Genomic DNA, 16,016 nt, shown 5'->3' with positions numbered 1-16,016 from the left:
CTTCGTCGGGTGGTGCGGATATGGATCGGTAGGGGCTTGGAACGGCGTTTCGGCGCCTTCACCGTGTCCCCGAGGTGTTAACGGCATCTCGGGGGCCGGTGGAACCGTCGAAGCAGCTCGTTTTCGCAGGTCAACGCCGCTTGCGCGGCAATCGGGGGTGGCACCACCAGCAGGCGGGGCCGTGGTCGTGGGCTGTGCGGGAGTGGACGAGCAGGAACGGCGTGACCGCGGCAGCGGCCAACGCCGCCAGGATGAGGACCAAGCCGACCACGTATTCGAGGGCGCTCATGTCGAAGTTCCTTCCGGTTCGGTGAGCGCCAGGCGCTCGGGTTCGGACAGCCGGGGTGTGTCAGTTGACCGGGTCTGCCGACCGCGCCCGCCCCGGTCCGCGCCCACGCTCGTGAGCGTGAGCGTGAGCGCGGACCGGGGGCGCTCACGCTCGTGAGCGTCAGGGATTCCGCCGGAGGGTGAGCGCGTGGCGCTCACCGAGCGCTCACCTACGCGCTCGGGGCCGCCTCTTCGACCTGAGCGCGCAGGCGCTGTGCGGTCGGGCGGGAGACCGGCTCGTCGGACAGTTTCGCCTTGGTGAGCGCGTCGCGGATCTCGGTCCACTGCGGTCGGCGCCCGAGCTCGGTGTAGAGGAGGCGAATACGAGTGTGGCGACGCTCGGTCAGCGCGTCCGTCTCGCTGCGCGTGAGCGCGCCGTCCGCTCGCTGAGCGTCCGTCACCTCCGTGGTGCGCTCACCCTCGTGAGCGCCGGAGGTGAGCGCGCTCGTGTCAGGGTGAGCGCGCCCGCCTTCGTGAGCGCCGGAGGTGAGCGCCGGGCGCTCACGCTCACCGAGCGTCCCGCCGGAGGTGAGCGCGCTCGTGTCAGGGTGAGCGCGCTCGCTCTCTTCCGTCCGTTCGACGGTGAGCGTGTCCTCGGGGGTGAGCGTGTCGGCGAGCGCGGCGGGCGCGGAGCCGAGCTTGAGCGCCATCCGCTGCTCCAGCGGCGCCTTGCTCCGCCACCGCCGCCCGTACTTCTCGCGCAGCTGCGCTCGCAGGTAGGTCTGCTCCTGGAGGCGGGTGAGCGCTTCCTCGTAAGAGGTGATCTCCCACAGGATCATCCGGCGGCGCAGCCGGGCGGTGGGGAGCGGTGCGAGGATCCAGCGGGAGCGGCGCACCGTCTCCATCTGGATCTTGCCGGTGACCGCGCCAATCCGCGTCGCGTACACGTGGGAGGCGATTTCCGAGAAGATCACCCACAGCAGCGTGAGGACGGCGTGACCGATCTGGCCGGCCAGGCTGTCGGAGGCTTCCCAGTTGAGGTAGACCGTCGCGGCGGTCAGGGCCCGGGGCACCCATCGGATCCAGCGCAGCTCCATCCCCATGCGGATCAGGATCAGGTTGGCGCCGGTGAAGGCGGGGATCGCGACGTCGATGCCGACGGGCAGCAGCCACGGCCAATCCCAGCCCCAGCCAGCCGCCGCCGTTTCCAGCGCGGTGTAGGAGGACAGCAGACCGAGGGTGGAGACGATCGCGGCCGCCAGGACGATCCCGACCACACCGGCCAGTTCCTGTCCGGACAGCGGGGGCACCCCGCCCTCGGGCCGGGCCTCGTCGCGGATCTGGCGCCGCTTGGCGCGGGACTCGGCCCGGATCTCCCGGCGCCTCGCCGCCTGCACGGTGCGATCCGTCGCCGCCTCCAGAACCCGGTCCGCCTCAGCTCTGGCCTGCGCGGCGGCGGCTTGGTCGCTCGTGGCCTTCGCCGCCGCCTCGCGAGCCGTCTTCGCGTCCGTCTCCGCCTGCTCGCGCAGCCGGGCGACGTCCTTGTCCGTGGCGGCCCGCAGCTCCTCAGCGGAAGTACGGGCGTCGTCCAGGGCACGGCCGGCATCCTGCCGAAGGCTGGCGGCCATCCGCTCCGCCGCGGCCCGCACCTCTGTGGCCTGGGCGTCCGCGCTCTCGCGGATTTGGTCGGCCTCGCCCCGCGCCCGCTCCATGAGGGCTTCGGTGTCGGTGGTGGCGCGGGTGCGGGTCTGTGCCGCGATGCGCTCCGCCGCCGCCAGCAGCTCGGTGCGCTGGGCCTCCGCGTCGGCGAGCAGCTGCTCGGCCGTCTGCTTGGAGGCGGCGAGAACCTCGTCGGCCTCGCCGGACGCCGTCGCCGTGACGGTGTCGGCCTCGCGGCGCGCGTCGGCGAGCAGCTGCTCGGCCGCCGCTTCGGTGTCGGCCGCTGTGGTGGCGGCGCCGGCCGCCGCGTCGGCGAGGATGCGGGTCTGCTCGTTGGTGGCCGCCTCGGCGATCGCGGCGGCCTCCGTGCGGGCGGCTTCCAGCAGTTCGGCGGCGCGGGTCTGGCCATCGGCGAAGATGCGGGCGACGTCGTCGGCGGCCTGGTCCCGGAGGTCGGCGCCCCGGTCGGCGGCGTCGGCCACGACGGGGTCGGCCGCGGGGTGCTCCGGCGGCGGGGTCGTCTCGGGGGAGGTCTGGGCGGGGGCGGTCGCCGGTGTTGCTGTCTTCGGGCGGCCGCGGGGCTTCGCGGGCGGCGCGGGCTGACGCCTGCGGCGGGGGGCTGTCTTGGCGACCACGGGCTGTCCTCTCTCTCGGGCGCCTCCCTGCGGGAGGGCATCGTGGATGTGTGCGGTCGGTAGGCTGAGGACCAGGCCCTCCGGGGCCCCGGTATCTGAAGTGCCGGGGAACCGGAGGGCTGTTGGCGTCCAGCGGGTGTGATCAGGCGGAAGCGCTTCGGGGCCGGGCGACGGAGGCCGAACCGGGTCCGTAGAGGCGTGCGAAGCGGGCGCCGGCGGTCAGCAGTGCCGTGATGTCCGTGAGGGTGCGGTGCTGGCGCTCGGACCACGCAGTGGCGCGGGCTGAGTCCGCCCCGGTGAGGGCGCGGACCAGCAGATCCAGTACCTCGGCCGCGATCGTGCCGGTGTCGGTGTCACCGTCCCGGCCGTCCTGGCCGACGATGTACAGGGCGCGGGACATCGTCTGGCGCAGGTCGGTGCGGCTCTCCTCACGGACGAAACGCAGGAGGGAGCGGACCATCGCCTTGACGGTCATGGAGTCGTCGTCGGGCAGGTCGACGGGCGACCGGTTCGCGCCGAAGTCCTGAACCCGGATCCAGCCGTTCTCGTTGAGCAGGGCGATCGCGGCCTCCAGGTGGCGGGCCACGGCCTCACCGGTGGACTCCTCGCCGGACGGCCCGGTCCACACCGGCCTGTAGGACCGGACGGCGAGGTCGGCCGCCCTGCTCAGCGTGGCGTCGCTGAACTCGGGGGCGGGGGTCTCGGTCATGCGGGCCTCGTCTCTGTAGGTGTTCGGATCCGGGCTGTCCGGCTCCCCTCGACCCCGCCCGGACGACGCGCAGTCAGTCCGGGCGGGGAAGGCAACTGGCAGACCGTGTACCGCCGGTTCAGGTAGTCACCAGGACGGTGACCGGCGGCCGGTGCGGGGCGATGACCTGCCCGTCGGGGAGCAGCTCACCGGTGTCTTCGAAGACCAGGACCGCGTTGCAGAGCAGGCTCCAGCCCTGCCCCGGGTAGGCGACCACGACGCGTGCGGCTTCCCGGTCCGGGCTGTCGGCCGTCGGGCATGCAGGTGAGTGGGAGCACAGCGACTTCGGTAGTCGCTGGGCCCCGCTGGGGGTGACCGTCACGGTGTCGAGCTGGGGGATGTGAGCCATGAGCTCTCCAGGGGGTGCGAGCAGTCCCGGGCCTTCCGGGGCCGGTGTCTGAGAAAGGACGGCGACCCGTGTGCGGGTCGGAAAGCGCGCGGGACGGGTGCAGAAGTTGAGTCGGCTCCCGCGAGGCGGAAACAGCGCACTGGCCGGCTCCCCTCGGCCCCGCCCGGACAACGCGTGGTCGGTCCGGGCGGGGGAGGCAACTGGCAGTACGGGTCAGGCCGCTGTGCGTGCGCGTCGGCGGTCGGCGCGGCGCTTGATCGAGAGCCGCTCGGTCTCGTCGGTGCCGCCCCACACGCCGTACTTCTCGCGGCGTTCGAGGGCGCCCTGGAGGCAGGACTCCATGAGCGGACAGACACGGCAGACAGCCTTGGCCTCTTCCGCCTGGAGCAGAGCCGGGCCGCTGTCGCCGATCGGGAAGAACAGCTCCGGGTCCTCGTTCGTGCAGGCGGCAAGGGGACGCTCGGGCTCGGCGGCGGTGGAGACGGGCCCGTAGCCGGACGTGCGTACGATGGTGCGGTTCATCAGGGCCTCCCAGAAGGTCCAGCAGAGGAAACAGCCCCAGGGGTGCGATCCCTGGGGCTGTTCGCGTGTCGGCGGCCGTAGGTACGGCCGGAGCAGTGGGTGAGCTCCCGGCGCTCTCCGCCGACCCCGCCCAGGTCAGGGGGCGGGGCCGACGCACAATGCCGGAGGTCGGATCGAGGTCAGGAGAGGTCAACGCCGTCGGGGATCTCCCCGGCGCGCAGCGTCGCCGCGAAGGACCGGAAGTCCGACGCGTTCCCGCGGGCGATCTGCGCCGCTCGGGCCGCGCAGGCCCGCGTGTGCTTGCTCCTGGCGGGGTCGGCGGCGACGCGTTCACCGTCCTCCGCCGCGGCGTCGGAGCGCGGCGCGGCGACGTTCGCGAAGTAGTCCGCCTCCTGTCGCATCCGGGCGAGCGTGATCCGGGCCATGCGGCGCTCCTTTTCTAGTAGTTGGGGTCAGCTCTCCTGGTGGCGCTGACGGTTGAGGTAGGCGTCCTGTAGCCGGGTGAACGTGTCGAACAGGCCCCGCCCTGTGGAGCAGCGCTCGGTGTCCGTGCACGTGGTGCAGGATCCCTGGTGGCCCCGGTGAGCGGTGGTCGCGTTCTGGTACCGGACGTACAGGTCGTCCTTCCGTGCGCTCACCGGCGGTTGAACCGGTCGAGAATCACGCGGACGTCGCGGCGCCGTACCGGCGTCGGTGTCGGGCTGGGCTGGGGAGCGGGCTTCGGCTCACTCATCGGAGAACCTCCGGGGCGGAGCGGGGTGGTGGACGTCGCGGACGTGGTGCCCGGCCCGGTACGCCATGGCGGCCGCCGCAGCGGCGGCCGCCAGGAGTACGCGGGTTGCGGGATGGTGCAGTCCGCAAGCGAGGGCCGCCCGCGCCGCGCGGTTCTGCGCGGTGCGGGCGGCCTGTATGAGATGAGGAATCAGGACACCTACCGGGGCCGGTTCTCGCTGCGCCGGTTGGTTTCCTTGACCTTCTCGCTGATCTTCTTCTTCTCTTCGTCGTCCACCGGGCCGTGCCCGGCGGCGACCAACAGGTAGACGCGCATCAGGCGGTCCCCCTTCCGTTGCACGTCCCGCAGCTCTTCCAGGACGAGCGGATCACGCCGCCGGACGTGGTGGTCGTCGTGGTGCCGCCATTGCCGTTGCAGGAGCTGCAAGCCGTCATGGCGGGGGCGAGGCGGTCCTCCATCTCGCTGAGGAGACGGGGAGCGCGGCGGCCGGCCCGCGCGGCACGCTCGTCGCCGTCGGCGACCAGGTAACGCACCAGCTCGTGGAAACTGTCGGTCTCGTCCCGCTCGAAGCCGCGCTGGTTGTCGCGCTCTTCCTCGTCTTCGATCCATCCGGCCTTCGGCTGTGCGGCAGGCCGTGAAAGAGTGGTGATCACAGGACCTCCTTGGGGTGCCTGTATCGCGCCGTCCGGGTGGTCAAGACCCGGGCGGCGCACCTGTGTTGGTGGTGCAGGGCTTCCTGTCAGCCCTCCGCCACCGCCGGACCCAGGGGCCGGCGACGACGGAGTACGCAGGAAGAGCGGCTGTTCAGGCCGCGACGGCCATCGGCTCGACATCGAAGACGACGGTGACGTTGTGGGGCATCGCGGCCGGTTGTATGACCTGTCCGGCGGGCAGGCCCATGCCGGACGGGACCTCACGGCGGTGATGCTCCACCTGCTCGCGCTGCTGGACCGCCTGGTCGGCGAGTTCCCGGAGCATGGCCCATGCCTGGTCCGGCGCGGGAAGAACGTCCAACCCGGCTGCGGCGAGCCAGACTTCCTGGGTGACGTCGTCGGTCTCGGCGATCGGATCACCGGCCCCGGTGGCGTCCAGGCGTGCCGTGACGCGAGCGGCGAGACGCGCGGAGTGGCGGGTGTAGAGGTCGGCCAGCGTGCTGCGCATGCGGTGGTCCTTCCAAGAGGGCGGCGATTGGGAGAGTGGACTGCGCGTACGAGCAGCCACGGCCGCCGCCCCGGTATCGGGGCGGCGGCCGTGGTCGTTCGTCTCGGGTGCGGGTCAGACAGTTGATGTGGCCGGGCTCTTCCGGGCGTACTGCTTGCCCAGTTCGGCCTGACGCCGGTCGTGCGCTTCCACGTTCTGCGGCATCAGCGGGAGGCCGGGGCCGCGAAACTCGGAGAGTGAACCCGAAGTCCGCGTGGTGCAGAGGTTGTTAGCCTTCGCGACCGCCTCGCCGCCGTACATGGCCCACTGCGCGCTTCGAACCGCGGGCCACCGTGCAGCCTGCTTTCGCGCGGCACGCCGCTCGTGACGCATCACCTCCTCGCGGGCCTCTCGGCGGTCGGGCTCTTCATGAAGTGCGAGAACGTACCGGCGCGCCAGGACGCCGCCGTCCGTACAGTGGCGGCCGCCAACGCACCGCGTGCAGCCCTTGCGGTGAGCGAGGTAGGACTGGCGCGTCGACTCCAGCGTGACCTCCGCCTCCATCCGGGATACGGGGACGGCGGGAGCAGGGATCGGCTTGTAGAACTGCTGAGCCGCGCGCCGGTTTTCCTGCGGCATCGCGTCCCTCAGCAGCCGGTTCTGCCGCGCCTGCCAGCGCCGCACATCAATGTCGATGACGACGGCCTGGAGACTGCCGGGGCAGTCGTACTTCTCGCCCCTCATGACCTCGTGGGAGACCCAGTGCTCGCGGATCTTGAGGTCCGTCTCGCCGGTGATCCGGCGCCAGGCACGGCAGTACGGGCAGACGATCGACTTCACTTCGTCCGGACGAACGTTGAAGTCTTCTGGCGCCATGCTGCTGAGCAGTAACGGCGCACGGCGGTTGGTGTTCTTGGTCCGGACACGGCCGGGACGGATACGGGGCATCTGGGCCTCCTGACGTGGGGGCGGGGGCGAGGCTGCCTTCTCTGCCGCGCCAGGCCGGCCTTTCGGCTGGTGGTCCTGGCGGACAGACAGCGCAGCAGCGCTATCGGGGTGGATCTGTGGTGCTCGATATGAGGTACAGGTAGGCCGGGGGAGCTCGGCTCACCCCACTGCCATCCGCTCCGAAGAGCAGTGACCCCTGCTGTTTTGCCGTGGTGCGAGTGATCACTCCCTGCGCTCGGCTACTCGCCCTGCGCTGGGAACACCCTGATTAGAGCCTTCCTTTCGGGGGAGTGTCAACCTGTCTAGCTAAGTAACTCATCTTCAAGGCTCTGACCTGCTAATTTCTGTTCATCTATAAATGGCGTGTCGCGCCCGGAGAACGACGCGGCGCGCCCGGCTGTTGAGAAACAACTAGACATGCAATGCTTGTGCGCCACGGCAGCGAGAGCCGCTTGCCGGGCGACGGCTGAAGGGCAGGGGATGGTGACCAAGAGAGAGCCCGGGAAAGTTGAGCGGATCGCCGCCGACATCCGGGACAAGATCGAACGGCGCGTGCTCGTGCCGGGGTCCCGCCTGCCTGGTGTTCCACAGCTCCAGAAGGAGCACGGCATCGCCTACCAGACAGCCCGAGAGGTCTACGGGCTTCTGGAAGACGAAGGGCTCGTGTTCTCGCGACGCGGCAAGGGCACCTTCGTGTCCCTGGTCATCGGCAAGATCGTGTCCGATCGCACCAGCAGGTACCTCCCGGCTGTTCGTGAAGCCGGCGGAGCTGTAGGTGCGTTCGAAGCGGAGATGAAGGCCATGGGGTTCGAGTACAAGACCCCGCTCGTCGACATCGGACGGGACGTACCACCGAAGAAGGTCGCCCAAGTCTTCGAGATGCACCACCGAGCGAAGACCTTGAGGCGGCAGCGCATCATGCCGGTTGGCCTGCCGGACAACGAAGATGCCCTCGAAATCATCCAGGTCGCCACCAGTTGGTTCCCGCCGGACGTCGTAGACGCCTGTCCCGCGCTGGCGGAAGGCAACACGGGCAAGGGCGGCAGTAAGTCGCGGATGGCTGAGGCCGGATTCAAGCAGGTGCGACTACGTGAGGAGATCGAGGTCCGATCGCCCACCCCTGAAGAAGCCGAAGCCCTCGGCATCCCGACTGAACAGGCCGTTCTGGAGATCACCCACAAAGGGCTCACGGTCGACAGACGTGTGGTGGAGATCTGTCTTCACGTCCTGCCCCGGGCCAAGTGGCGGCTCGCCTACGAGTGGGTCATCGATACACCGAGCACCAGTAACTAGCACTCATGCTGACGTCATGAACGTCGGTGCAGCACCTATAACCCCATCAGCGAGGAGCATTCAGTACATGGCCAGCAACCGAATCGACGACACCGGTGTGATCCTGCGCGACGCGCGGACCCGGTACACCACCGACCAGCGCGAAGAGAACGACGCCCGCGGCGCCTTCGACGCTGAGCTGCGCCGGTCTGGCCGCAGCCCCCGTACCGAGGTGGTCGTCAGCCGCGCCGCAGCGCCGGCGGATGTCGCGGAGCTCCTGGGTGTCGACGGCGACGTCGTCGTCAGGGCTCGGGAGATGTTCGACGGTGACCGTGTCATCCAGCTCGTCACCACGTACATCCCGACGGACGTCGCGGAGGCAGCAGGCGTCGAACAAGCAGACACCGGCGTCGGCGGCATCATCAGCCGCATGAAGGAAGCCGGGTACGACCAGGGCGACACCGCCACCGAGGACATCGAGCTCCGAGCGGCGACATCCGAGGAGTCCAGCCGTCTCGGTCTGCCCGAAGGTTCGGAGGTCCTGACCATCACCCACATCGGTGCGACCGCTGACGGCCGCGTTGTCGAGGTTACCCAGCACGTACTGGGCAAGGGCTGGAAGCTCCGCTACGCCGCTCCACTCGCCTGACACGCTCCCGCGAGCGGGGCCCCGGCTTCGCTGGGGCGCCGCTGCAGCCGACTCTCATGAACTCCCCTGGAAACGGATCCTTGAATTGAGTACCGAGCGCCTCACCGCCGCCGAGCTGGTGGAAGAACTCCGCAGCTCTCTGGACGCGGCCAACGGGTGGATTCCTGCGCTCTCAGGCGCCAAGGGACCGGCCGGCCTGGCCAAGAATGCCGGGCTCGCTGAAGTGGTGAGCGCGCTGCGGAAGTTCGCCAATGTAGCCGTCCCATCCCCCCTCGCACGCCAGTTGGAACGTGCCGCCGAATCGGCAGAATCAGCCCTCATCGCAGATGACAGCGCGTACGGGCACCTCGGGATGGCATACGCGTACATGGTCCAGGCCCAACGCATCGCCGAAGAGGCCGGGGTGACGACACGTGAGTAGCAAGGCCACAGAGTGTCGCCGGAGCGGTACAGTGGCCCGCGACGTTGATCAAAAAGAAGAGTGGCCCCGTCGATCGACCTTGAGCAAGTCGAGAGGGGCCACGTGGCCGAGGGACCTTGTGATGGGGGTCCGGTCGGCCTGCCGCACACCTTTTAACCTGAAGGAAGGTGCCGACGTGATCAGGGTACCCGTACCCAGCGCTCGACACACCGCACCCCGCCGTGGGGTCAGCAGCCGCGTGTTCGGTTGCTGGTCCTTCGACGGGGCGTTCGTGCTGTCCACGCGCATCCCGGTCCGCCTCTCTGTCGAGAGGGGCGGGATGACGTAAGCCTTCGGGGGCGGCGCCCGTTCGGGTCTTCATGCCGCCCCGGGACGCTCTGCCACAAGGTGTTTCCAGCACCTCGGCCACAGCGTCCCCTCGAATCTCCGGTCAGCCTGCCAGGGCCCCGGAGGGGTTGTTCGCCCCGATGCCAGTCGGCTGCGAACGGTCTATCTGTTGGTTCTCCCCAGAACCAAAGCCCGATGAGGGGCTTTGTTGTGTCAAGCGGCGTGGCCCCTGACGAGAGGCCATCTTGCCGTACCTGCTTGCCATTTTCCAGCCCACTCCCGGCCGTTTTCACCCTATTCGCGGCCTAAAAGTCTGCCGTTCGAGAAGAATTTCGGGCCTGAAAAGGTCGCCTTGGTGTCGTTCGCCGGGATCGCCCGTGGCACCCGATGCCGCGCCGGCCCTGGCCGTCAGCACCGCCCATAGCGCGCCCTCCGGCGCTGCTCGTACGGGGCGGGTCTCTCTATTCACAGGCCAGCGATCGCAGCGTCGGTGGATCGCCGATCGCTCCCGCTGGGCCCTGCTGGTTGCCCCGCCTGTCACGACGGCGGGCCGGTGAGGGCCGCGGCGGCGCCGGCCGCCGCGAGGATGCCTGGTCCGCGCTCGTCGGTCGACGGCCCGGTTGATGTGCTGCCGGAGTTGTTCGTCCCCGAGGCATGCCAGTGGCTGTCCACCACGGCGGGCCGCGTGGCGACGGACGGCTACTCCTGGATGCAGGCGGTCCACTGGGTCGCCGGATCGGGGTTGTACGAGCCGCGGGCGCACAAGTCGCACGGGCCACGAAGCTTCGGGCCGACGACGGTACTCGTCGCGCAGCTGCTCGCCGAGCTGTCGCCGTGCCGTCCAGGGGTCAAGTACCTGATGGCCCGGACCGGCTTGACCAAGCGCGCCGTGGAGTACCACCTGGGGATGCTGCGGGAGGCCGGGCTGCTCGCGTACGTCGTGCGCGGGACCCGGGTGCGCGGGCAGTCCGCGATGGCGTCGGAGTTCGCCCGGATCATCCCGGCGGAGTTCGACGCCGCGCTCGGGATCCGGACGAAGCAGCGTGACCCGGGCGCGCCTGCGTACACGCGGGTGATGACGGGGATCGCGGCCACGGGCCGGGAGTTGATGGCGCGCCTGGCGAAGAAGGCGGCGAGGAAGGTCCGCAAACCGCGGTCGAAGCCGAGGACCTCGAAGGCCCCAACCGGGGCGTCCCGGACAGGTGCTGACGGGGCGTCTGTGACGGCTGTTTCCGGAGGGTCGCGTTGCACCCCAATGCAGGGTGGTTCCCGCAGTTGCTCAACTACCGGTACTCCCACTCCTCCCTCTGAGAGCAAGCTCGCAAGCGGGAAGCACTCCCCCACCCCCAAGGAGCGGAAACCGAAGGCCCTCCGGAAGCTCAACCGGGTCGGCCGCCGCTACCAGCTGGCCCGCGAGCTCATCACCCTCGTGCCGTGGATGAGCCGCGCCTCCGTCCGGCGTATCGCCTGGGTAATCCGCCATGTCGCCGATGCCGGATGGTCGGCCGACGAAGTGCGGGCGGTCATCGACCAGATCTCCGTCTCCGACACCGTTCACCGGCCCTCCGGCTACCTCGCCCGCCGCCTCACCGGCGCTCACGAGCTGTGGAACACCCCCGCCCGCCGCCGCCAGCTCGTCGAGGACTGGCGCGACACCACCGCACGGCACACCGAGTGGGCCGGTGAACCCGAGCCCGCGACCAGCCCCCGCCTGGTCGCGCAGTTCATGGCCGGACTCGACCAGGGCAAGGCCGCCTACGCGACCCGCCAGGCCGCACTCGGACTCGACAACCTCAACACCCCCCAGGCCGGCGCCGCCGACGCCGAAGCGGACTTCGCCGCGTTCTTCGCCTCCGCAGACCCGACAGGAGCGTTCTGATGACCATCCCCGCCCAGCCCGGCTCCACCACCGCTGCGGAGACATCGGGGGTCGACCTCGCCCGCGCCGCTCTCCGCTCGGCGATGCAGGCCGCGAAGACCCGGCCTCCCGAGCGCAAGGCCCGGCGTATCAACACCAAGCGGGCAGACCGTACCGGGGGCCGTGACCCGCTCACCCTCGCCGGCGCCATCGAGCGAATGGTCACCGAACGCGGCTGGAAAACCCCCGTCGCCGGCGGCAATGTCCTCGGCCAGTGGGCGGACATCGCCCCCCAACTTGCCGGGAAGGTCTCCGCCGAACGGTTCGACGACGACACCGGCACCCTCCACCTGCGCCCCGCGTCCGACGCGTACGGCACCCAACTCCGCCTCCACCAGGCCCGCATCATCAGCACCATCAACCAGCACCTCCGCGAGAACCTCGGCGAGGACCCGGGCGAGGATCTGGTGCGGACCATCCGAGTCCTCCGGGTCGGAGCCCCCGCCCGCCCGGCACCCGAACCGGCCGCCGACCCCACCCCGGCACCCCTCTCGCACACGGCCGCACAACCGGTCGCCAACGCCGAGCCCCGCCCACGGAACCCCGCCTACCTCGCCACCCTCGCCCTAGCCCGCGAGCACAAGCCCCACCCCATCGTGCACCCCGACCTCACCCACATCGTCAACGCGCAAACACAAGCCCTGCTCTGCAACCGCGAGCCTGAAACGGCATTCTCCGAGGCCGTGTACCAGCAGGAACAAGCCGACGCCCGCCGCGCCCTGGAGGCCACTCAGCGACGCACCAGCCTCGAAGCCAGCCTGGCCGCCGCGCGCCGCCGCAAGCGTGCCGAGGAAGCCGGTGCGACGACAGCGCAACAGACACCGCCGCTGCGGAACACGGCGTGAACAGGCCCGAGGAGAAGGACGAAGTCCCCCGGCAACACCACGAGACCGCGTCGACGCCGCAGCCCCGCGACGAGCCCGGGCCGAACGCGTCCGGCAGACAGACAGACATACGTGGGCGCAGTGGCCCCGCGGACCGAAACGCGGGTGCCTGCCCTGTTACGCGACCCGAAGCGGGTCCCCAACCGGACCCAGGAAGACAACAAAGGAGCAGCATGCGCAGCGAGCGGCACGACGCAGACGCGTACGGGAAGGAGCTGGCCGCCATCAGCCGACACCAGAGCGAGGCAACGAGCGCGCGGTTCACGGTTTTCCAGGCCCTGGCCGCCGCCGGGATCGGACACGAACAGGCCGACGACATCGTGGCGAAACTGGAGGCCGGGGCTGTGGCCGGCGCCCACACCTGGATCTCCGAGAGCAGCCCCCCGCACAAGTCCGAGCCGCACTTCGAGGACGGCTGGTTCGCCGGCGTCCGCGACGTCGCCAGCTACCTGCTGCGCATCGCCGACACCACCGCCCACGCGGGGCGCGGGCGTGCCGCCTCCAGCGCCATGTTGCTCACCCACCTCCAGCAGCCGGCCTACCCCACCCCGGAGGCGACGACGACGGACGAACCCGCCCCGGCCCCGGCCTCGGTGCCGTCGCTGGAGGCGAAGGACGTCCTGGCGACGGCGGAACGCTTCCCGTGGGCCGTGGCCGCCCCGGGCACACGCCACTGGCCGGACGGGTCGGACTTCCTGGACGTCGCGCTGGGCGCGGTGGCCAACGAGGAACGCGCGGGGTACATCGAGCGCCTGGAGGCGTTCGTGGAGGAGCACCGCGACCGCCTGGAGAAGATGCTGCGCGCGTACGGGCCGGGCAGCAGGCCCGCCTCGCACGGCCGGTACGCGCTGGTCGGACAGCCCGAGACCCTGGTCATCCTGGAGCGGATGGAGACCGCGCCGTTCCTCCTGCGCAGCCGGTGGGAGGAAGAGCTGGAGACAGTCCTCCTGGACGACCTCGAGTTCGCGTGGGGGCCGCGCACCCGCCTCAGCCGGTGAACACCCGGGAACAGCCAGCGGGGCCGGGCAGGGTGATCCCGTCCGGCCCCGCTGTCGTCGGGTCAGCCGAAGTCGAGCGTGTCCTGGGCGAAGTCGGCCGGGGCCGGGTGGGCGGGGGCGCCGACGGTCCGTCCGGGCGGGCGGCCTGCCAGCGTTCGGCCACCGGGCCGTCGAGGCTCTCCAGTGGATCTGAGCCCGACCGAACGGTGCCCCGGCTGAGGAAAGCAGCCGGGGCACCGCCTGTACCGTGCCGAACGGCCGCGGTGCGGTCGAGGACACCCTCAGCCTCCGCGGCGGCCGTGAGGGTGGCGCCAGCTCCACCCCTGCCGGTGGGGATGGAGCCGTGTTCAGGATCGGATGCTTCTTTCCGATCCTGGAATCAGTCCCATGTCTTTCACTCTCCTTTGCAGCGTGGACGTGCTGATGCCGAGTCGTTGTGCGATGGCGGATTGGGGGAGGGCGGTGTCGCACCAGAGGCGGGTCAGGAGGTCGGTGTCTAAGGGGACGGTCCTTAAGCGCTGCGGGTGGTGGGGTAGGCCGAGTTTCCGGGCTCGGGCTTGGGCTGAGGCGTAAGTGGTGCCCAGTTCTGCTGCGATCTGTTCGACGGTGAGTTCGGTGCCGGGCCAGAGTTCGACGAGGCGGGCTTCTCGTTCCTTCGTCCACTGGTAGTCGGCGATTTGGTGGATGGAGCCGGGGCGTCTGCCGGTTGGGCGTTTGGGTAGGCCGGCCGCTTGGGCGTGTCTGTGGAGCGTGCCTTTTGAGATGCCGAGCTTGGCGGCGATCTGCGCGTTGGTGAGGTCGGTTCGGGGCCAGAGGCGGGTGAGTTCGTTGGTGTCGGTCATGTCTGCTTAACGCTCTTGTGGTCTGCCGGGTCACGACCCTTGACACTTTGACTCACGTGAGTCATAGTCGTGTCATCGCCAGGGAGAAGGAGACCCCGATGAACACCACCACCGCAGCCCAGACCGCGAACGTCACCGTCGCCACCATCCGCACCTGGGCCCGCAACGGTGTCATCGCCGCCACCAAGACCGCCGGCCGCTGGGTCATCGACACCGCCTCCCTCGCCCGCCGCATCGCCATCGGCGCCATGAAGCGACCCGCCAAGCCCACCGTCTTCACCACCGAGAACATGGTCGCCATCGGCGGACACCGCTGGCAGAAGAACGGCATGGACCGCGTCTACATCAACGACTGGGCCGGGTTCGCCGGCCTGGAAGTCGCCACCTACGGCACCGGCAACATCTCCTGGGCGGCCTGGGACGGTGACAAGATCGCCAATCGTCAGGCTGGCCTCTTCCTCGGCGTGATCGACAAGGTCTGGTTCGACGCCGCCGACGGCAAGCTCCACTGCCGCTACGGCTACAGCGCCCCCCGCGTCGCCACCCGCGAGGACATCTGGGAGATGACCGTCGACGGCATCCGCGCCGCGATCACCGCCCTCTAGAAAGGACAGTCGTGAAGCCTCTTTGCCGCTCCACCGCCCCCGCCCGACTGGCCACCCGGTTCGGCATTCCCACCTGCTGTCGGCTGCTTGGCCACACAGGCGGCCACGTGGACGCCGCTAGCCTCCGATGGAACGAGCCCGGACCGACCGCAGTCGAGCCTGCCAGCAGGTGGCCGGACTGGGCGGCCACCGAGTACATCGGTGAGGACGGTCGAGCCCACCAATGGGATGACGTTGTTGAGGAGCCGATCTCGTATGACTCCGCGCAGGAGTCGTACTCAGACGAACCAATGACCTACCGAGAGCTGGCCTACGACCTGGCGGCAGCTCAGGGGATCGACATCGAAGACTTCTTTGACCGGCAGAAACTCCGTCAGGGAGAGGCGGACCAGATGTCGCCGCCATGGGTCCAGGACGACGACGGGTACGGCTACTGAGCCTGTGGTCAGCCGGACTCCCTCCGCTCTCTGATCTCCCCTCCGTACCGAAAGAGACCGCCATGTCCTACGTCACCAACACCAGCTACGGCAGCTGGAACAACCACATCGACCAGTACGCCAGCGGCCTGGAGCACACCGTCACCGAGGCGTTTGGGTCCGAGGGAACCGACGGCTTCGATTTCGACGGAATCGTCAGCGCCTACCGCAACGCGATCAACGACGCCCTCCCGCCCTCCGTCGCCCTGACCGGAGACGAGTTCATCGGCCCCGCCTACACAGACGACCAGGACTTCGACGGCTACCCCCTCAACGAGCACGGCGAGCTGGACATCAAAGGCATCGTCGACGACATCGACCTGTGGGAGATCGTCGCCCGGTACGAACTGTGGACCATCGACCGGGTTGCTCAGGAACTCGGGTACAAGACGGTGTCGGCGAACGGGTCGGCCCGTAAGAAGATGTCCGCCTGGGGCGTCAAGGCCGCGGTCCACAAGGCGAACCCGGACTCAGGCCGAGTGCAGGCGTACTACCTGTCCGGCGAGGTCCGAGACGCGCACGCCTCCCGTCCCGGCCAGGGAGCCCGTGGCGACAAGAGCGCGTGACCGCCTCCCGCCCGACCGTGTACCTCCAGAGCACACGGACCCGACGGGCCGCCCCCA

At 69.8% G+C, this 16,016-nt stretch carries 20 protein-coding genes; 9 read left to right on the top strand and 11 right to left on the bottom strand.

The window, feature by feature from the left end:
* Positions 1-130: 130 nt before the first annotated feature.
* From ACZ61E_RS20305 to ACZ61E_RS20260, 10 genes are all read right to left on the bottom strand, one after another.
* Positions 131-289 (bottom strand): hypothetical protein, encoded by a 159-nt coding sequence (locus tag ACZ61E_RS20305; RefSeq protein ID WP_469701198.1) that lies wholly within the window; start codon positions 287-289, stop codon positions 131-133.
* Between the two features lie 208 nt (positions 290-497).
* Entirely contained in the window at positions 498-2,561 is a 2,064-nt protein-coding gene (locus ACZ61E_RS20300) for a DUF2637 domain-containing protein (RefSeq protein ID WP_469701196.1), read from the bottom strand.
* A 142-nt stretch (positions 2,562-2,703) separates the two neighbouring features.
* Entirely contained in the window at positions 2,704-3,270 is a 567-nt protein-coding gene (locus ACZ61E_RS20295) for a DUF6197 family protein (protein WP_469701194.1), read from the bottom strand.
* 118 nt (positions 3,271-3,388) lie between these two features.
* Positions 3,389-3,589: a DUF5999 family protein gene (locus ACZ61E_RS20290; RefSeq protein ID WP_469701260.1), complete on the bottom strand. Its 201-nt coding sequence runs from the start codon at positions 3,587-3,589 to the stop codon at positions 3,389-3,391.
* Between the two features lie 282 nt (positions 3,590-3,871).
* Positions 3,872-4,180: a WhiB family transcriptional regulator gene (locus ACZ61E_RS20285; RefSeq protein ID WP_469701192.1), complete on the bottom strand. Its 309-nt coding sequence runs from the start codon at positions 4,178-4,180 to the stop codon at positions 3,872-3,874.
* A gap of 179 nt (positions 4,181-4,359) precedes the next feature.
* Entirely contained in the window at positions 4,360-4,605 is a 246-nt protein-coding gene (locus tag ACZ61E_RS20280) for a hypothetical protein (RefSeq protein ID WP_469701190.1), read from the bottom strand.
* A 27-nt stretch (positions 4,606-4,632) separates the two neighbouring features.
* The gene (locus tag ACZ61E_RS20275; RefSeq protein WP_469701188.1) at positions 4,633-4,818 is read right to left on the bottom strand and encodes a hypothetical protein; all 186 of its coding nucleotides are present in this window, start codon (positions 4,816-4,818) and stop codon (positions 4,633-4,635) included.
* A 409-nt stretch (positions 4,819-5,227) separates the two neighbouring features.
* Positions 5,228-5,566 carry a hypothetical protein gene (locus tag ACZ61E_RS20270; protein ID WP_469701186.1) on the bottom strand — a complete coding sequence of 113 codons (339 nt, stop codon included), beginning with the start codon at positions 5,564-5,566 and terminating at the stop codon, positions 5,228-5,230.
* A 151-nt stretch (positions 5,567-5,717) separates the two neighbouring features.
* A complete protein-coding gene (locus ACZ61E_RS20265; RefSeq protein ID WP_469701184.1) occupies positions 5,718-6,074 on the bottom strand; it encodes a hypothetical protein in 357 nt (118 codons plus the stop codon).
* A 114-nt stretch (positions 6,075-6,188) separates the two neighbouring features.
* Complete coding sequence (locus ACZ61E_RS20260; protein ID WP_469701182.1) at positions 6,189-7,001, bottom strand: hypothetical protein; 813 nt, start codon at positions 6,999-7,001, stop codon at positions 6,189-6,191.
* Positions 7,002-7,481: 480 nt separating this feature from the next.
* Here ACZ61E_RS20260 and ACZ61E_RS20255 point away from each other — a divergent pair, with 480 nt between their 5' ends.
* The 6 genes from ACZ61E_RS20255 to ACZ61E_RS20230 all read left to right on the top strand — a co-directional run bounded on the left by ACZ61E_RS20255 (position 7,482) and on the right by ACZ61E_RS20230 (position 13,470).
* A complete protein-coding gene (locus tag ACZ61E_RS20255; protein WP_469701181.1) occupies positions 7,482-8,294 on the top strand; it encodes a GntR family transcriptional regulator in 813 nt (270 codons plus the stop codon).
* Between the two features lie 67 nt (positions 8,295-8,361).
* Entirely contained in the window at positions 8,362-8,922 is a 561-nt protein-coding gene (locus ACZ61E_RS20250) for a UTRA domain-containing protein (RefSeq protein WP_469701179.1), read from the top strand.
* 85 nt (positions 8,923-9,007) lie between these two features.
* The gene (locus ACZ61E_RS20245; protein WP_469701178.1) at positions 9,008-9,343 is read left to right on the top strand and encodes a hypothetical protein; all 336 of its coding nucleotides are present in this window, start codon (positions 9,008-9,010) and stop codon (positions 9,341-9,343) included.
* A 913-nt stretch (positions 9,344-10,256) separates the two neighbouring features.
* The gene (locus ACZ61E_RS20240) at positions 10,257-11,549 is read left to right on the top strand and encodes a helix-turn-helix domain-containing protein (RefSeq protein WP_469701176.1); all 1,293 of its coding nucleotides are present in this window, start codon (positions 10,257-10,259) and stop codon (positions 11,547-11,549) included.
* Positions 11,549-12,433, top strand: coding sequence for a DciA family protein (locus ACZ61E_RS20235; protein ID WP_469701174.1), 885 nt, complete (start codon positions 11,549-11,551; stop codon positions 12,431-12,433). The genes ACZ61E_RS20240 and ACZ61E_RS20235 overlap by 1 nt, the downstream gene beginning before the upstream one ends.
* 212 nt (positions 12,434-12,645) lie before the next feature.
* Complete coding sequence (locus ACZ61E_RS20230; protein ID WP_469701173.1) at positions 12,646-13,470, top strand: hypothetical protein; 825 nt, start codon at positions 12,646-12,648, stop codon at positions 13,468-13,470.
* 347 nt (positions 13,471-13,817) lie between these two features.
* On the opposite strand, the gene ACZ61E_RS20225 is transcribed toward ACZ61E_RS20230, so the two are convergent.
* On the bottom strand, positions 13,818-14,312 hold the full coding sequence (locus tag ACZ61E_RS20225) for a hypothetical protein (protein WP_469701171.1): 495 nt from the start codon (positions 14,310-14,312) through the stop codon (positions 13,818-13,820).
* Positions 14,313-14,410: 98 nt separating this feature from the next.
* Between ACZ61E_RS20225 and ACZ61E_RS20220 the strand changes: the two genes are divergently transcribed.
* The 3 genes from ACZ61E_RS20220 (at position 14,411) to ACZ61E_RS20210 (ending at position 15,959) form a co-directional block, all read left to right on the top strand.
* Positions 14,411-14,917, top strand: a complete 507-nt coding sequence (locus ACZ61E_RS20220; protein ID WP_469701169.1) for a helix-turn-helix domain-containing protein — start codon at positions 14,411-14,413, stop codon at positions 14,915-14,917.
* 290 nt (positions 14,918-15,207) lie between these two features.
* Positions 15,208-15,354 (top strand): hypothetical protein, encoded by a 147-nt coding sequence (locus tag ACZ61E_RS20215; RefSeq protein WP_469701168.1) that lies wholly within the window; start codon positions 15,208-15,210, stop codon positions 15,352-15,354.
* 62 nt (positions 15,355-15,416) lie between these two features.
* A complete protein-coding gene (locus tag ACZ61E_RS20210; RefSeq protein WP_469701166.1) occupies positions 15,417-15,959 on the top strand; it encodes a hypothetical protein in 543 nt (180 codons plus the stop codon).
* The last annotated feature ends 57 nt before the right edge of the window (positions 15,960-16,016 follow it).

Source organism: Streptomyces sp. NPDC104581 (assembly GCF_055583685.1).
The sequence above is the reverse complement of the archived record's forward strand: the minus strand, read 5'-3'. Positions and strand labels throughout refer to the sequence as shown.

Bases quoted from the DNA above. Each gene is read 5' to 3' on its own strand.
- ACZ61E_RS20280 (WP_469701190.1), bottom strand. From the start codon at position 4,605: ATGGCCCGGATCACGCTCGCCCGGATGCGACAGGAGGCGGACTACTTC.
- ACZ61E_RS20295 (WP_469701194.1), bottom strand. From the start codon at position 3,270: ATGACCGAGACCCCCGCCCCCGAGTTCAGCGACGCCACGCTGAGCAGG.
- ACZ61E_RS20225 (WP_469701171.1), bottom strand. From the start codon at position 14,312: ATGACCGACACCAACGAACTCACCCGCCTCTGGCCCCGAACCGACCTC.
- ACZ61E_RS20255 (WP_469701181.1), top strand. From the start codon at position 7,482: ATGGTGACCAAGAGAGAGCCCGGGAAAGTTGAGCGGATCGCCGCCGAC.
- ACZ61E_RS20210 (WP_469701166.1), top strand. From the start codon at position 15,417: ATGTCCTACGTCACCAACACCAGCTACGGCAGCTGGAACAACCACATC.
- ACZ61E_RS20235 (WP_469701174.1), top strand. From the start codon at position 11,549: ATGACCATCCCCGCCCAGCCCGGCTCCACCACCGCTGCGGAGACATCG.
- ACZ61E_RS20220 (WP_469701169.1), top strand. From the start codon at position 14,411: ATGAACACCACCACCGCAGCCCAGACCGCGAACGTCACCGTCGCCACC.
- ACZ61E_RS20265 (WP_469701184.1), bottom strand. From the start codon at position 6,074: ATGCGCAGCACGCTGGCCGACCTCTACACCCGCCACTCCGCGCGTCTC.
- ACZ61E_RS20250 (WP_469701179.1), top strand. From the start codon at position 8,362: ATGGCCAGCAACCGAATCGACGACACCGGTGTGATCCTGCGCGACGCG.
- ACZ61E_RS20240 (WP_469701176.1), top strand. From the start codon at position 10,257: ATGCCTGGTCCGCGCTCGTCGGTCGACGGCCCGGTTGATGTGCTGCCG.
- ACZ61E_RS20230 (WP_469701173.1), top strand. From the start codon at position 12,646: ATGCGCAGCGAGCGGCACGACGCAGACGCGTACGGGAAGGAGCTGGCC.
- ACZ61E_RS20260 (WP_469701182.1), bottom strand. From the start codon at position 7,001: ATGCCCCGTATCCGTCCCGGCCGTGTCCGGACCAAGAACACCAACCGC.
- ACZ61E_RS20285 (WP_469701192.1), bottom strand. From the start codon at position 4,180: ATGAACCGCACCATCGTACGCACGTCCGGCTACGGGCCCGTCTCCACC.
- ACZ61E_RS20215 (WP_469701168.1), top strand. From the start codon at position 15,208: ATGACCTACCGAGAGCTGGCCTACGACCTGGCGGCAGCTCAGGGGATC.
- ACZ61E_RS20305 (WP_469701198.1), bottom strand. From the start codon at position 289: ATGAGCGCCCTCGAATACGTGGTCGGCTTGGTCCTCATCCTGGCGGCG.